Origin of the sequence: Anaeromassilibacillus sp. An172 (assembly GCF_002160515.1) — a bacterium.
Taxonomy (GTDB): domain Bacteria; phylum Bacillota; class Clostridia; order Oscillospirales; family Acutalibacteraceae; genus Limousia; species Limousia pullorum.
The window spans coordinates 1-15879 of record NZ_NFKS01000029.1; the positions used below are offsets into that span (position 1 = coordinate 1).

Annotated in this window: 15 protein-coding genes; all 15 read right to left on the reverse strand. The window is 53.2% G+C overall.

Translation table 11 applies throughout. The features are described from left to right. Positions 1-88: 88 nt before the first annotated feature. The 15 genes from B5F08_RS11500 to B5F08_RS11560 all read right to left on the reverse strand — a co-directional run bounded on the left by B5F08_RS11500 (position 89) and on the right by B5F08_RS11560 (position 15812). Complete coding sequence (locus tag B5F08_RS11500) at positions 89-955, reverse strand: hypothetical protein (RefSeq protein WP_087379575.1); 867 nt, start codon at positions 953-955, stop codon at positions 89-91. Further along, positions 948-2678 carry a tyrosine-type recombinase/integrase gene (locus B5F08_RS11505; RefSeq protein WP_087379578.1) on the reverse strand — a complete coding sequence of 577 codons (1731 nt, stop codon included), beginning with the start codon at positions 2676-2678 and terminating at the stop codon, positions 948-950. Before B5F08_RS11505 ends, B5F08_RS11500 begins: the two co-directional genes overlap by 8 nt. 16 nt (positions 2679-2694) lie before the next feature. After that, positions 2695-3810, reverse strand: coding sequence for a tyrosine-type recombinase/integrase (locus B5F08_RS11510; protein ID WP_087379581.1), 1116 nt, complete (start codon positions 3808-3810; stop codon positions 2695-2697). Positions 3811-3894: 84 nt separating this feature from the next. Then, positions 3895-4278, reverse strand: a complete 384-nt coding sequence (locus B5F08_RS11515; RefSeq protein ID WP_087379584.1) for a type II toxin-antitoxin system PemK/MazF family toxin — start codon at positions 4276-4278, stop codon at positions 3895-3897. A gap of 13 nt (positions 4279-4291) precedes the next feature. After that, positions 4292-4672 carry a hypothetical protein gene (locus B5F08_RS11520; RefSeq protein ID WP_242968449.1) on the reverse strand — a complete coding sequence of 127 codons (381 nt, stop codon included), beginning with the start codon at positions 4670-4672 and terminating at the stop codon, positions 4292-4294. 525 nt (positions 4673-5197) lie between these two features. After that, positions 5198-5317 carry an RNA polymerase sigma factor gene (locus B5F08_RS13575; protein WP_242968453.1) on the reverse strand — a complete coding sequence of 40 codons (120 nt, stop codon included), beginning with the start codon at positions 5315-5317 and terminating at the stop codon, positions 5198-5200. Between the two features lie 808 nt (positions 5318-6125). Further along, positions 6126-8039, reverse strand: a complete 1914-nt coding sequence (locus B5F08_RS11530) for an LPXTG cell wall anchor domain-containing protein (RefSeq protein ID WP_087379588.1) — start codon at positions 8037-8039, stop codon at positions 6126-6128. A gap of 223 nt (positions 8040-8262) precedes the next feature. Continuing rightward, positions 8263-8433, reverse strand: coding sequence for a hypothetical protein (locus B5F08_RS13295; RefSeq protein ID WP_157888449.1), 171 nt, complete (start codon positions 8431-8433; stop codon positions 8263-8265). A gap of 137 nt (positions 8434-8570) precedes the next feature. Then, positions 8571-10586, reverse strand: a complete 2016-nt coding sequence (locus B5F08_RS13425; RefSeq protein WP_087379591.1) for an InlB B-repeat-containing protein — start codon at positions 10584-10586, stop codon at positions 8571-8573. Between the two features lie 162 nt (positions 10587-10748). Beyond that, a complete protein-coding gene (locus B5F08_RS11540; protein ID WP_158096295.1) occupies positions 10749-11945 on the reverse strand; it encodes an LPXTG cell wall anchor domain-containing protein in 1197 nt (398 codons plus the stop codon). Positions 11946-12013: 68 nt separating this feature from the next. After that, complete coding sequence (locus tag B5F08_RS11545) at positions 12014-12631, reverse strand: zinc ribbon domain-containing protein (RefSeq protein WP_087379597.1); 618 nt, start codon at positions 12629-12631, stop codon at positions 12014-12016. Positions 12632-12644: 13 nt separating this feature from the next. Then, positions 12645-12956, reverse strand: coding sequence for a hypothetical protein (locus B5F08_RS11550; RefSeq protein WP_087161955.1), 312 nt, complete (start codon positions 12954-12956; stop codon positions 12645-12647). A 35-nt stretch (positions 12957-12991) separates the two neighbouring features. Then, entirely contained in the window at positions 12992-15142 is a 2151-nt protein-coding gene (locus B5F08_RS11555) for a serine/threonine protein kinase (protein ID WP_087379600.1), read from the reverse strand. Continuing rightward, positions 15139-15291, reverse strand: a complete 153-nt coding sequence (locus B5F08_RS13305) for a hypothetical protein (protein WP_158096296.1) — start codon at positions 15289-15291, stop codon at positions 15139-15141. The genes B5F08_RS11555 and B5F08_RS13305 overlap by 4 nt, the downstream gene beginning before the upstream one ends. Positions 15292-15368: 77 nt before the next feature. Next, positions 15369-15812, reverse strand: coding sequence for a DUF3592 domain-containing protein (locus tag B5F08_RS11560; RefSeq protein WP_087379603.1), 444 nt, complete (start codon positions 15810-15812; stop codon positions 15369-15371). Positions 15813-15879: the final 67 nt, after the last annotated feature.

The window sequence follows — 15879 nt, forward strand, 5'->3', positions numbered from 1 at the left end:
TTAGCTCTGCTTAAAATAGCCAAGTTTATTATTTTTTCGTAAGGTACGGTTGCGGCGCTAAAGTTTCCGCTGGAAATAGGAACACAGCTTAACTCTCTGCCTTTGGCGTTGGCGGAATGTCCCTTGTGAGGAACAGTCCGATCAGGTTTGGATAATCGCACATCTGGCCGGTGCTTTCCAGCAGACTGCGCAGCCGGTTCAAATCTGCATGGTAGTGTTTCGTCCCTGTAGCTTCCGTCTTTAGGTAGGTCAGGTATTCCTCTATGATCTCCCGGTTCAGGTCCCGGCAGGACTGCACCTGTGGGTATCGATCTGCCAGATATCTCGACAGGCGTCTGGCTGCCGTTAATTCCTTCTGTACACAGGCAATGGCTTCCCCCTGCAGGTTCAGGTAGATCCCTTTCTTCAGCTCCTGTCGGATGCCATCTTGGGATATCCGCGTAAAATTCAGCGTTCTGACCCGCTTGATTGGATTCTCTCTGTGTTCGATTTCCAGCTTGTCCAGCTCCCAGACATCCTTTTCTTCTTCCCGGCGGGCATCTACTGCTGTGAACTTGAGCATTCGCTCAAAATATCCAATTTCTCTTGCCTTGGATATGTTCTCTTTGCCGGTGGGTCCTCTGCTCCTATAATACAATGGGATGTGTTCCTTGAACATCCATGTCCGGAACTGTTTGACCCAGGTTTCCGGAGCCTTATCCCGCAGGCTGGATTTTGCTGTTGCACATTCTTTCAGGAACCTGCGCACCTTATTGTAGAACTGTTTGTCGCCCTGCATTCTTCCGATGCTTACCTGCGTACTGCGGTATCGGATGAATCCTTCAATCTCTTCCTTTAGTTTAGGCGACGGCAGCCCTGCCAGGTCGTAACAAGGGTTGCGTCCTATGATTCGTGCCAGGCCATCCGGTATTTCCTCCATTCCGTACAGCAGCCGCAGGTATATTTTCTCATCCATCTTTTTCCTCACCTCTCTTGATGTATGACGCCAGGCTGTGCCGGCTGAAGTAGTCTTCACTCGCTTTTTCGATCTTCTTGGGCATGTAGTCGATATACTGCTCGGTCATCTCCTCATAGTCGTGACCGAGGTAATCGCGGATACTCTGCAGGGATACGCCTGAGTCATAGAAGCAGGTCGCTATGGTGTGGCGGTAATCGTGGGAGCGGAAGATGTATTCCCCGTTCTGAATGTCGTTGCGTTCGCAGTATTTCAGCATATTGTAGCGGAAGGTTCCGCTCCGGTAGGGGCCGCCTTTGCTGTTTTGGAACACATAGTCCCCCGCTTTTATGTGGTGCTTTTTCAGGTATACCCGCATCAGCTTATACAGGGCCGCAGGAATTGGGATACGTTTGTAAGTGCGCATTTTGATCTGATAGACCTGAATCCAGGCGTCATCGCCCTGTATGTAGTAGGCGTTCCCTTTCAGGGTACACACCTCGCTGATCCGTAACCCTATACCCCATAGATGCAGATACATCAGCCGGAGGGTTTCAGGGAAGGCATAGAGCTTGGAGAAGATTTCTTCTGTGACCTCCTGTGCCACGCTCCGGTTATGATGCTTCAGTACCGTCTTCTGCAGTAAGCTGTCCGCATCGAAGGGGATTTGTCCGATGAGCTGCCGTACCCGCAGATGGTTGAAGAAGTGCAGGATGCTCATGACGATCTTATTGTAGGTTTCCGCCTGTACCCCCCTCTGCCGCTGCACCCGGAAGTACGCCTCCATCTGCGCCGGCGTTACAGAGCAGATATCGGTATCTTCCGGCTGCTGGATATCATTCAGGAAGCTTCGCAGGTAGATGAGTTCCCCCCGGATCACGCCGACCGACAGGTTGGTGATACCAAGCCCATACCGGATATATCTTTTGAGAAGTTCCCGGTTCCGGCGGTGCGTTACTTCGACAAAGGAGATGCTTAACACAGGGTTTGCGGGATCCATCCGCTCTGGCTGTATGTGGAACCGCTCCATATACCATACATGGGCGTTCCAGTTGATTTCCTCCGCTTGCAGGAACAGCGCTCTTCGGCAGAAGTTGATGATTCTAGGGCGCTTGCTTTCCGTGAGCCGGTTGCTGGGGATTTCACGGAACGCCTGTATCTGCGGCAGTTCCATGGCTTCGATATCCTCGATCCACTGCTCCGTACAAAAGTCATACAGGTCCCGCAGCCCCAACAGGTGGACGCGCCTACCTTCAGGGCTTGTGCTGTTCTCCAGCTCATAATGCAGGATGTCGAACACTTGCCGTTTCATCCTCTCCGGGGCATTTCTGGAAAAATCCCAGACATGCTCGTTTTTCCTTGTGGAATTTCGGAACATGGCCGAAACCTTTGGGTCTGGATGGTATGGCAGGTAGAGGATTCCATTCTCATACCGCGGCCGTGCGACCTTTCCATCCTCCAGGATGTGGAACTCCTGGCTCAGCGCATGCTGTTTGAGCTTGTCAAAGGCCAGCAGGTGATGGCGGATATGCTTCATACCGCTTTGCCCTTCCAGGTAGGCTTCAAAACTTTTTCTTGTTGCATAGTCCAGCTCCGAGAAATCCTGGATCCCTTCCATGACCATGAAGTCGATCACACTGGCTTTATAGCTGATCTGCACCCTGGCGGCTTCCGCTTCCAATCTGGCTCGAAGCGCCTGATTATCCTGTTTTGCTGTTATCTGCCTGAGCGCAGCCGTCGGCATAGCGGTTCACCTCCTCTTACAGCAGATCCTTGATCCCATATAGATCCGAGTGCTTTTCATAAAATTCCCGGCTTGCGGTCATCAGCTGGTTATCCAGGATGCCCAGATATTTGACCGTCGTATCCAGATGCTTATGTCCCAGGGCCAGCTGGATCAGCTCCAGCGCCCAGCCGGCGTCCCGTCTGGACACCGCATAATATCTGCGGAGCATGTGCGGGGTCAGCTTAATGCCGGTTTTTTCCTCCATTCGGTCCAGCATGTCATACACGCTCTCCACCCGCATGGGTTTGCCAGCGGTTTCTCCCCTGATATTAATAAACAGGAGGCTCTGCCGCTGCAGTAACCTCCTGTATTCCGCCAGATAATGCAGCAGGAACTCGAAGGTTTCCCTGCTGATCTTCGCTGAGCGGTATTCCGCATTCTTGGCTCGGGCTTCGTTGTCGTTGTCGTCCCGGAAGTACACCTTGAGGACCTGCTTCTCATAATCGATATCCTTGGTATAATCCACACCCAGGATCTCGCCGATCCGAAATCCGGTCTCTGCCAGCAGCAGGAGCAGCAGCTGATCCCGGAGGTTGGTACAGGCCCGGAGGATATCGATGATCTCCGGCTCTTGCGCCGCCCGCACATTCCGGTCCTTTTCCTTCAGGTACCCCTTGAAAGACTTGGAACGGATCGTCCGTTTGACCCCTACCGCATTGGATACGGTGATCTGGTTGTAAGCCAGCACCCGCAGGGGTTCCGTATATCCGTTATCCGCCAGATATAAAAAGAACCCGAACACATCCTTGAGGTATGCGTTGCAGGTTCCATTTCCCGTCTTCGCTGTTCGATTGTCTGTGATATGCCGTCCCTCCACCAGCCAATAGAGGAACTGCCCGAAGTGGCTGCTCTGTTCCTCAAAGCTCTTTTTTGCCACTTGCAATAGCTCGGTCCCGGTCTGATCCGGATAGTTCAGGTAGTAGCAGATCGAAAGGGCGAGCCGTCTGACCGTGTTTGGCGACCGGTTGGCGTCCGCCTTATGCTTCAGGTACTTGCTCGGCAGGAGAACGATATCGTAGTTTTCCTGGTCTTCGATGTAGTACAGCTTCCGTTTGCCGTCTACGCTGATCCTGATCCGATACCGGTTCATCCGCCTCACTCCTTTCCTTCGACTGCATACACAGTATATACTATCTTTTCGAACATATCCAGGAAAACAACCGATAAAAACGCCCTATTTTTCAGCGTTTTTCCCATCATAACCAACAAGCCCGTCCAATCCGAAGCTGATCAGGATTGCCCGGTCCACAGCGGCCATCCTCTCCCCGTCCAGCCTGCCGATATATGCGCCCAGGCGCATGCGGTCAATGGTCCGCACCTGTTCCAGCATAGCAAAGGACGCAGTCCTCAGCCCTGTGGGCAGCCTGGGCAGCCCGATATGGGTGGGCAGCCTCCGTTTTCTTCTTCTTCTGCTGGTAATGGCAGCGACGATGACCGTGGAACCGTGATGGTTGCCCACATCGTTTTGTATGACCAGCACCGGGCGCCGGCCGCCCTGTTCGCATCCGACCACAGGGGTCAGGTCCGCATAGTAAATGTCCCCTCGCCTGATCTCCATATGCGCCACCTCGCTACTGTGCGCCAGGCTTGTCCTTCTGGGGAGCATACGCCTCAAACGCCGCCCTGCTGACTACGGGGATCTCTTTTGCCCTGCGCCGCCCCATCTGGATCGGCGCCAGCAGGGGCAGGACTCTGCCGCACAGGATCTGGTCTGGGCAGTTCATAATGAACCCGCCCGCAGTATCCAGAATCAGGTTGTCCAGCATGTCGGTCAGGATGATCTTCTCTGCATCGTACTGATGGGCGCCAATAAAGTTGGCGATATTTTCCGGCGTCATCTCCAGGACATATTCCTGCCTGGCTCCGCCGTCCAGCGGATAGATATATGCGTACCCGGCATGCTCTCTGCCAGGGATTTCCTTCTCTACGATGGTTTGTTCCTTCCGTTTCAAACTTCATCCTCCTCTCCCTATGTAGAAAGGCGGCGATCCGTTTTGGGGCAGACCGCCGCCTGTGATATCAATCGTTTTGACCCTTTACCGATACTTGTCCACGACCCCCTCGGTACACGGGAACGCATTTCCCGGCCATGCATTTGGCCTCATTGGAATCTCACCACCCTGTGGTTCTCACAGAGCCGCCCTCGTTGGCTGCGACGGATCACGGTTGACGCCGCTTCACGCTCGGCCTGTCGACTGGACGGAAGTATCTTTAATGCCTCTGCCTTTCATGTCCCTCGCTGCGGGTGCGCCGCAGCGTCGGAGCTTTGCCGGCCTTGGAGGTTTCCTGTATCGGTTGGCCATCCGGGCTTGTGCTCCTGTAGCTTGTCCCTTTCGGGGACAGCAGAGGGAAAGTAGAAAATGCGCTGTACTATGAAATTGTCAAAGAGCAAAGCCCGTTCCCTTGTCACGGGGAAACAGGCGAAGGAGATTGACCCCTTCACCTATAACCTCACTTCCAAGACAAAACACAACCCCCTATTTCAGAAATTCCCGAATTTTTTTCAGCGCCGCACTCACGGACTTCTGTACCGTTTGATAGCTGCATCTTTCCCGTTCCGCAATTTCTTCGTAGGTGAGTCCATCAAAGAAATACATCTGCAGCCTTCTTTTCTGGATTTCCGGCAGCCGCCTGATTCCTTCTCAAGTGCCTGTGTCTGTAGGAATTCATAAACAGCGTCTTCCACTGTGGCCTGATTCTCCGGCACACGGCGGCTTAAGAGAGCCTCGCTCAGCTCGGTCTGATCCAGATGCCTCTCCTGCTCATTGAGGAAGGAGAGATCGTCCAATTCAAACCGATCAAACAGCGCATAGAGCTTTACATCCAGTTCCAACTTGTGCGGGAACCCCTGGCCGTCTTTAAACGAGAGGTAGCATTTCCCATCGACCAATGACAGGGTATAGGGATTATACTTGTCCTTTCTTCTCTTGGGATGTCTGTCATCCATTTTCATATCCTCCAATCAACCGTTTTTTTGAATGAGCCAAAACGATTGATTGGGCGGACTACGGCATCCTATGGAAAAGCCGCATATATAACAAAATGCGCGCCAACAGACGCTATGGTCCGCTTGCGCGCATACAAATTTATGAAGGGATAAGAAGAGGTGTCATGGATGTAATGGGGGTTCATGGCAAGCTCTTTTATAGAATGTAAACCCGAATGTATAAAGAAGAAGCTGTAGATCACTCCTAAGAGCGAAGCTCGTTACTGCCTGGTTTAGGCTATATCGCCATGGTTTCCAGAGAACTAAGCATTCTGTTTTTTGACCATCTGGCCTGCTTCGCCACTTTTTTCATGAGCCATTCTGTCTCCTTCTGCCGGCTGTCAAAACGGGCTGGGTGTAGCCTTTGCACCCAGCCCGCCTGCAGACGCTTTTGCCGGTTTCGTTTCAGTTAATCAGCCTTATTTCCCGGCCGCCGCCTTTTTCCGCCTGTAGAACAGCATTCCCAGCACGCCGCAGGAGGCCAGCATCAGGCCGATCCACAGCGCTAGATTACTGCTGTCCCCGGTCTGCGGGCTTTCTATTTGCCCAGAAGGCTTGCCCTGCTGTTCGGGCTTGGCTGGATCGGTTGGCTCAGTCGGGTCGGTAGGAGTGGTCGGGTCAGTAGGATCCGTTGGCTCAGTGGGGTCTGTAGGAGTGGTAGGGTCGGTGGGCTGTTCGCTGGTTTCAAACGGTGTGTTGGAACCAAGGATAGCATACTGGCTCAGATGGGTAGTCTCAAATACCAGGAAGTCTCCTTCCACCACTGCATCAAAGCGTTCCAGCGGGTCACCCAGATATACCGCCTGGTAGTATTTGTAGCCCTTCAGGTGGTCGTTCATCGGGATTTTGACCGTCATGGGGTTGTCCTTGATTTCCAGAGCTTTACCGTCTTTTCTAACGCTGATGTCGTAAATGGACAGCAGGCCCGGCAGTTCCTCTTTCAGTTCCGGACGGCTTCCCAGCACGCTTTCCTGCGCGATGGTGTCAGCAGAAAGCTCTGCTCCCTCTGGCACGCCGTCGGTCAGGGAGATGGAAACGCCGGTTTCGGAAGCAGTCAGATCTTTGACGCCAGTATCCTCACCAGGTTTTGTTCCAGGATCAGTGCCCGGATCGGTAGAAGTCCCGGACGGGGATACTTTGATCACATCATTGGTGCAGTAGTAGCTATACATGCCGGTCTTTACCACGTTGGTGGTATAGCCTGCCGGAATATCTTCTTCGGTCGCACCGCTGACGCCTTCTCCAGCCACAGGCACTACAATTTTTGTCAGGGTTGTCTGACCCCAATCCTCCGCAGTTACGTCATCAACGGCGGTCTGATAGACCAACCACTGGGAATGATTCGGGTCTACTCCCCAATAAAACCTCTGCCCGTCCTTGATCAGCACTGTCATAGAGCTGATATCGCCTATTTTGGCGCTGATGGTTTCCCCTGAGTCGGTATATCCCTCAGGCAGAACGTCCTTTTCAAGTCCGTCAACGGTAGCAATTTGAACGGCAAGATATTCATTTTGGCTAGGAAGTCCTTCCACCTTCACCAGCTCGTGGATATAGCCCACAGGCTTGCCGTTTGTTAAATCGCTGCCGGTGTAGATTGTTCCGTAATTAACGCCGTATTTCTTTCCGTCCTCGCCCTTGGTGAGAACCTTCCAGTCTTGAGCAACATAGTTACTTTCATATATGACATTTTCCCATTCGGTGGTCTCCCCCTCGATGCCGGAATTGGCGGTCAGGGCAAGCTCTGTTTCCAGATTACCTGTGAAGGGAAGGGTTGAGGATGTTGTCGATACAAAGGCCGCAGAATAAGTGTTTTCACCTGCGCTCTTATACGCTGTCACAGAAGCGTTTGAGCCGACCTTGAGCAGACCCTGTGTTCCCTCGGCCATAAAGCGGATCGCCGCAGTCTGAGACGTTTTGTTTTCATTGATGGTCAGGGAGCCGTCTCCGGTAATTTCCAGATTGCCGCCCCAGCCGAAGCCCCATACAACCAGTTCGGCGATATGATTGTCACCCACCAGATGAAGCTTCAAATCGTCGCCCATCTCGTTGGTGGCAAGGGTCATTTCCGGGTGGTTGTAGTTTGTCAGGGTGATGGTGTTGGTAGCCTTGTCATAGACAGCGCCCTCCACCGTGTCAGCCTCGCCGCCGTTGCTATAAAGTACATAACCAAAATAGCTGCCATCGGGTTCTTCTACACTGCTATCATACAGCTGCACCCATGCGGCGCTCATGTCCCCGGACGAGGGGCCGTTCGCCGCAAACGCCGGCACAGCCATTCCAACAGCCATACAAAGCGTCAGCAGTCCTGCAAGAAGTTTGCGCTTTAGTTTCATAACTGATTTTTCTCCTTTCAAGATAACTTTTATGTGAATATACAGGTTTGATCATTCTTTTTGGTGTGTCACCGCCTTTTTTTCTGTATTTCTATGCCATCCGTTCCCCGGCGCGCCGGTTCAGGCAGCCAGGGCGGAACGAATAACCTTCTTTGCCGCAGTTAAAGTTCTTTATGCTTTGGTGAATACCAAAGCATAAAGAAGGGATATCCCTTCTGCGTTTTCAGCTTTCCTGCGTCTCCCATTTGGCGTAGAGATCCATCGGCGCATAGGGCGCTTCCCTGACAGGGCGCTCTTTCAGCTCTTCAAGGATTTTAAGCCCTGTTACCGGGCCGGCGGTGCAGGCTTTATCCCTGTACCAGCCGGTGAATACCTTCTTGTCAAACAGAGTCACTTATCCTTTGGTGCATACCAAAGGATAGAAGGGATATCCCTTCTTGAAAAAGATACCGGCTGCGCCGGGGCGGGCTGCGGGATTTGCATGAAGCCCGCCCGCAGGCGCTTTTGCCGGTTTTGTTTTATCTTTAAGCCTTATTTCCCGGCCGCTGTTTTTTTCCGTTTGTAGAACAGCATCCCCAGCAATCCGCCGCAGGAGGCCAGCATCAGGCTGATCCACAGCATCATGTTGCTGCTGTCCCCGGTCTGGGGGCTTTCTATTTGCTCAGAAGGCTTGCCCTGCTGTTCGGGTTTGGCTGGGTCGGTTGGGTCAGCCGGGTCAGTCGGGTCGGTAGGAGTGGTCGGGTCAGTCGGCCCAGCCGGATCGGTGGGATCTGTTGGAGTAGTGGGGTCAGTTGGGTCGGTGGGGTCGGTCGGCTTTCCGCTGGTTTCAAACGGCGTGTTAGAACCAAGGATTGCGTACTGGCTCAAATGGTCGGTTTCAAACACGAGGAAGTCTCCTTCCACCACCGCGTCAAAGCGTTCCAATGGGTCGCCCAGATACACCGCCTGATAGTATTTGTAGCCTTTCAGGTGGTCGTTCAGCGGGATTTTCACCGTCATGGGATTGTCCTTGATTTCAAGGGTTTCCCCATTCTGGCGGACGCTGATGTCGTAAATGGACAGCAGGCCCGGCAGTTCCTCTTTCAGCTCCGGACGGCTTTCCAGTACGCTTTCCTGTGCAATAGTATCAGCGGAAAGGGTCGCGTCCTCCGGCACACCGTCGGTCAGGGAGATGGAAACGTTGGTGTCGGAGTCGGTCAGCTCGGTAACATTTTTCTCCCACACAGCATAAAGCTGTATGTCATAGATACTGGTGGAAGCGGGGTTTTCACCGTATTGTAAGCTGCGGTAATAGCTTTCCCAATCGGCAAACCAGTCAGAATTTGCGGTGTTTGCAATTATGCTGTTACGTTCGCCAGACGGCGAGAAAGACCAGCCTGCAAAGGTGTAACCCTCACGCACGGGGATAACCCCTCCGATGTCGAAAAACTGTCCGTTTTCCACGCTCTTGAGGTCAATTTCACGGATAGCTTTTTCCCCGTCCTTCAATGCTCCGCCGTTGGGATTGAAAGTAACCGTACAGCCTCTTGTAAAGATTGGCGCCAAGTTTTTGTCCCCTGCCCCATATCTTAAACCGTTTTCAAAATCAAAGGTTATAAAGGTTTTACCGTCTTTTACCGTTTTTGTTTCACCCGAACCAATAATTGTATCATACCCTGATTCTCTCCAGTTTTTAAAATGATAGCCGGGCCGAACAGGATTTGGCAGAACAATCTGCTGCTCTTCCCGCTGGATATAATAGCGGTCAGGCAAATCCGCCAATTCTTCCTCGGTAAAATAGTTTTCCACGCCTTCATAGTTTATATTGTAATAAGGCTCATAAAAGGTAACATAGAACTGAGAGAAACCTCCGCCATACATCGATCGTACAGGCCCATGACCGACGTGTCCGCAGCCTTCTGTGCCCACTTCCTCGCCTTCGGCTCCCTTGCCGCCGGCATAACAAGCTGTTAAAAGCATGGGTAAACCAGTATTGTTAACATATCCTGCATTGAAAGTATGCCCCGGAAGTTCGCGTGCCGCTTCCAAAGCGGACTGTAAATTACTATATTCTTCTTCCCCATAGGCTGATGGGTCGATCTCTAATAACTTGTTTTCATAGGCAATCTTTATCGCATTGTCATAATATTTTGTTATGGGTTCCAGCTTTGACAAATCCGGCGTGCTGGTTGTTAAATAGCCATCACTTACATACCTCGGTTCATGAGCACTGTAATTAGGACTATCAACATATCCCAAATACAGGTCTGCATTCATGAATTTAACCGTAGTTATATACTTCCAATACTGATAGTCCGCCGTGATACACGCGCAATTGCCCTTGTGAATGTCCATGTTGGGCTGTGCGGTGAAACTCTCGCCGGGCATAACCAGTATATCCATGTTGGTTCTATGCGTATCCTCATTCAAAACGTGGTCTACGTGTGTGTATTGCGGGCCGTCAGCGCCCGGCTCCTGTTCAGCAGGCGTAGTGGCTGCGGCTGCCGGTACGGCCATTCCCGCCGCCATGCAAAGCGTCAGCAAACCTGCAAGTATTTTTCGCTTCATGATTGTTTCCTCCTTGTCAAATAAGATTGTTTATCCTTTGGTATAAGCAAAGGATAGAAGGGGCGCCCCTTCTAAAAATTTTTCCTGCCGGCTGCCTGGGACAGGTTTTGCATGAAGCCCCGCCTGCAGGCGCTTTTGCCGGTTTTGTTTTATCTCTCAGCCTTATTCCTCGACCACCACCTTTTTCCGCCTGTAGAGCAGCATTCCCAGCACGCCGCCGCAGGAAGCCAGCATCAGGCCGATCCACAGCGCCATATCGCTGCTGTCCCCGGTCTGGGGGCTGCCGGTGTCGCCGTAGGTATGGGTGGCCACATTCAACCTTTCGCCGCAGGAGCATTCCTGCCAGTGGTCGGTTTCGTCATATTTCCATGCTTCGTCATGGATACCGTGCTTATGCTCAAGCATCGGAATGTCTTCGACCTGCACGTATTTGCAGACCGTGCAGCCGCGCTCCTTGGAGCCTTCTTCGGTCTCGGTGGCCGGCTTCGTCTCTCTCCAATCGCCGTAGATATGGTTTGCCACATTCAGCCTTTCGCCGCAGGAGCATTCCTGCCAGTGGTCGGTATCGTCATATTTCCATGCTTCATCATGGATGCTGTGTTCATGAACCGGAATCGTCTCTTCCTGCGTATATTTGCAGATGGAGCAGGTACGTTCTCTGGAACCTGTTTCGGTTGTGGTAGGCTCCTTTGTTATCGTCCAATCACCGAAAGTATGGTTGCCCACTTCAGTTTTCTCGCCGCAGCGGCATTCCTTCCAGTGCTGGGTTTCATCCTTCTGCCAGTCGCCGTAGCTGTGCTCATGTTCAAGCATTGGAATGGTTTCGGTCTGCACATAGTCGCAGACCGTGCAGTCACGCTCTCTGGAACCAGCCTCGGTTTCGGTGGCCGGCTTCGTCTCTCTCCAATCGCCGTAGATATGGTTTGCCACATTCAGCCTTTCGCCGCAGGAGCACGCCTGCCAGTGCTGTGCCGCGTCGTGCTTTTGGGTATAGCTGTGCTCATGGGGCGGTTCGGCTTCTCCGACGTCCGCCACCATATACTGGCCGTCCGGGTCGCCCACGATCATGATCCATCTGGCACGCACCCGTATGGTGTACTCCTCCTGCGGCCGCGTCACCACATCGTTTGTGAAAAACAAATAGGTGTCGATTTCCACTGCCTTGGACTCGACCACATCGTCGCCCAGCAGCAGCTGTGCCTCGTATTCAAAGCTATCGCCGGAGGCCGCTCCTGCCGGCCGGCCCCACTGCACCTGGTTTTGGTAGCCCGACCAGCGGGGGTTCCCTGGCACATATTCCCCCGCCGCCGAAACGGACAGGGGAAGGGCCGCGATCATCAGGCATACCGCCAGCAGCATACTGAAAAGCCATGCGCCTTTTTGCCGCCCCGGCGGTTTTTTCCCTGCGCATACGCAATCTCCTCCCGTTATCGCACCGGAGCGCCCTGCGAGGAAAGCGGTGCTCCGCATGCTCCGCAGAAGCGGCTTCCGGGCGGTATCTCCGCCCCGCACTGGGGGCATTTGTTTTCCAGCTTCGCCCCGCAGTTGTTGCAGAATTTGGCGCCGGCCGCACACTGGGTTTTGCAGGCGGGGCAAACCACAATACCCGCGTTCAGTTCCGCCCCGGCGTTTCGCACCACCACCGAGCGGCCGCCGGAGACGATGCACTGCTCAATCACCTGGAAAATCTCTTCCGGCAGCTTTTTCTGCTTGTAGGCGCCCACACCGGCAGTCACCGCCAGCGGCCATGCGATAAACCATCCCAGCGCGCCGGCGCCGATCTTATCCGACCATTCGCCCTGACCCACGGTGACGTTTAAGTTGTCATCCATCCGGATCATCTGCACCGTCGTAGCCATCCTCATGCCGGCAATGGTCTTCCAGCCGTCTTTTTCCTGACGGCCCTGCACCACATAGCCTTCTGTGGTTTCGGCACTCTGTACCTCCATCCCCTTAGCGGATGAAAGGAACGCCTCCACCGCGTTTGCCACCACCTGGGTACTCATGCCGGCAGGCAGCCGGAATACTCTCGATTTATTTGCCATCTCGTCTTCCTCCTCATTCTAAAGCCTGTACTTCATCGATATGCTGCAGTACGCTGTCTGCCAGATAACGTACTGCCAGCTGTTTTTCCTCCTCACTCAGGCCGCTTGCCGGACGGAGCATGGAAACATGGAGGATCGATGTGTTGATGGTCTGTTCCGTCACGGCAAAGGCGTACTCACTGGTATGCCCCAGCACCTTCGCCTCCGCCTTGATATCGCCGACCAGCGCCTGCTCGTATTGGCAGCCCATCCGGTCCAGCACGTCAAAGACGGCGTACACAGCCATGCGGCGGGGACAGTTGACATTTCTTTTTAGACTCAGCACTTTTTTCTCCTTTCCCCCGGAAACGGGGCTGTCATCTATTTCACAGGTCGAATCGTATTGGTCACATCCAACAGCATTCCGTCGAAAAGCTCGTCTTCTGTTGCTGCACCGATAAGAATCACAAACACCAAGCCGCCGTACTCGCCGCCGTAAACGCTGAGATAGGCGTCATATTCAGTATAGGTGTACTCATCAACAATCCAGTCAATTCCGCCGCTCTTGTATTGCCAACGTTCTTTTCGCGGTTGAAAAGATTCTTTGACCAGTACTTCCGCAATACCATCCATCCAGATTTCCTTATTGAAAGTATCGCTTATCTGCTGACTTTGCACTTCCACACCAACCGCAGCCGTACTTTTCTCCATCCTTAGCCGGCTTTCTCCGAGCACAGTAAACTGAATCTCGCTCTCGTCCTCCCAATAGAGGAATTGAAACGGGAGATTTTCATCATAAAATCGCTGGTAAATTGTGCCCGCCGGACCGTTGCTTCGGAAGGAATCCATTGCTGCAAAGATTTCCGCCTGCGCCTTCTCATCCCCCTGAGGATAGGAGCCGATAAGATTGTAGCAGCCAAACCCATTCTGGCATTCGATGAACGCCGCCAAAAATTCCATGGTTGTGCCTCCGCTTTCGGTAGCAGAAAACTGGATCAAGTAGGTGTCCAAAGAACTGCCCTCCCGGTAACCCCGGCTGAGGATCTCATGCTTTGTGATATTGGTGCTCTCCAGCAGGCCGATATAATACTGGACATATTTCTCCGCGTTCTCCTCCACATCAGAAAGGGTATACACCGGAAAACCGGCGGCCTTATCGTAAAATCCCACCTGCAGGGTAGCGCTCCCATCCGATGAAGCAAAAGCTCCGCTGCCGGACTCTGTTTCTGCATACCCCTGGGGGATCCCCATGGTGATATTCAGATACTCCTGAGCGTAGTCCTGCAAGGCGACATCGTCTACGCCCTCGGGTTCCTGCACTGTTATATCGAAAGGAGTGCCAGATGGCCCGTCAGAAGAACCCGGCTCTGCTTTCCCGCCGGTCAGCGCACCGATCCCCGCTACTGCTCCCCAGACGCCCAGACCCAGCACAGCAACGCACAGCACCAGCGCCGTGATCTGTACCCCGATATGGCTCCGCCGGAATCTGGTCCAAAGCCCCGGCTTTCCATCGGAACCTGCAGCCGTTTGACCGGATGGCACAGCCATGGTACGGTGATGGAAAGACGCCGGGGTTTTCCCGGTAATCCCTTCAATAAAGGCCTCCATGGTGGAGAAACGATCCTCCGCTTTTACCGCGAGCGCCTTCATGATCGCCTGTTCCACCTGCGGAGGCAGGGGAACGCCCAGCTCCGAGGGCTTTTTCAGCGTATCGTTATGGACCCGCATGATGGAATCCGGCGGCAGCTCCCCGGTCACGCAGCGGTACAGGGTGGCGCCCATGGCGTATACATCCGTCCACGGCCCCTGGTTCCCCTTACTGGAATACTGCTCCTCCGGCGCGTAGCCATGTTTCAGTATGACCGACACGCTTTTTTCATCTCCGATAGAAAACCGGGCCGCGCCGAAATCCAGCAGCTTGCTCTCTCCCTTGGAGGTAATGGAGATGTTGTCCGGGCTGATATCCCGGTGGGTCAGGTTCAGGGCATGAACCTGCGTCAACGCCTGCATCACCGGCATCAGGATGGTCAGCGCCTGGTCATAGGGGATTTTCCCGCCCTGGGAAGCAACGTATGCCTTCAGGCTCATGCCGTCGATATATTCCATCACGAAATAGGCCGTGTTGTTTTCCTTAAAATAATTCTGCACTGACACGATGTTCGGCGTATTCTGCAGTTTGGCAAGGATCCGCGCTTCCTCTAAAAAGCGCTCCATGCCGTTTTGATAGTCCTCCTGGCCCCGGCCGGTCAGCGCCACGCTGTACTTATCGGAATGCCGGGTAGCAAGACCGGAGGGCATATACTCCTTGACGGCTACCTTAATCTCCAGCGTCAGGTCATAGCCCAGATAGGTGATGCCGAACCCGCCCACGCCCAGAACCTTTCCGGTCATGTAGCGGCCGTTCAGCAGCGTTCCCATGGGCAGCGCCAGAAACGGCTGTTCCTCCTCCGCATTAAACCCGCAGTGAGGGCAGACAGGGAAACCGTCCGGCTTTTCCTGAAAGCAGCCATAGCAGATATGTTCCAAGTTCATGTTTTTCTCCTCTTCTCTTTGTTTCCGGCCTGGCCTTTCCCCCGCCGCAGCAGAAAGTCTGCCAGCGGCAGAAAAACCAGCGCCATCAGTGCGATCAGGCCCTGCTCTTCCAGAATGAACGGAAAGACCTTCATCATCTCCTCAATCAAGGGCTGTTTCTCCCTTTCCTCCAGACAAACCGAACAGAATACGGCCCCAGCGTCTTGGATCGCCGCAATCTATAACTCTAATAAAAATACTCTAATAAAAAACAGGCGATGGGCGTTCCCACAATCATAAGCCACCCGACGCACAGAAGGCAGATCTGAGTCATCCGATACATCTTGACATCGGCGGGACAGAAGTATTTTTCCGGATCAGATGGGTCAATGTAAATCTCCACCTCAGTTCCGATCTTCTTCTGCGCCTGATGATAGGCCAAATCGATGCCGGTGTTTTTTTGATAGACGCAGCCCATATACTCGTATTGGTATATCATAAAATAATGGTAGGAATGCTTGATCCGAATCCTCAGCGGTTCGATGACGGTCGCTTTTAGAAAAACCGTGCAGCCGCTCCCTCTCTGCGTCTTTTTCTTGTAAAAGTGGGCAAGCACGAAAAATAACGCGTAAAGCGGATATGTTATCGCGCATACAATCAGAATCAACGCAATATCCTCTGCAAAATTCATACGTCCCCCTCCTTTCCGCCCGCACCAATCTTTTTTAGGGAAACCGCCTGCCGCAGGTTTCGCTGCG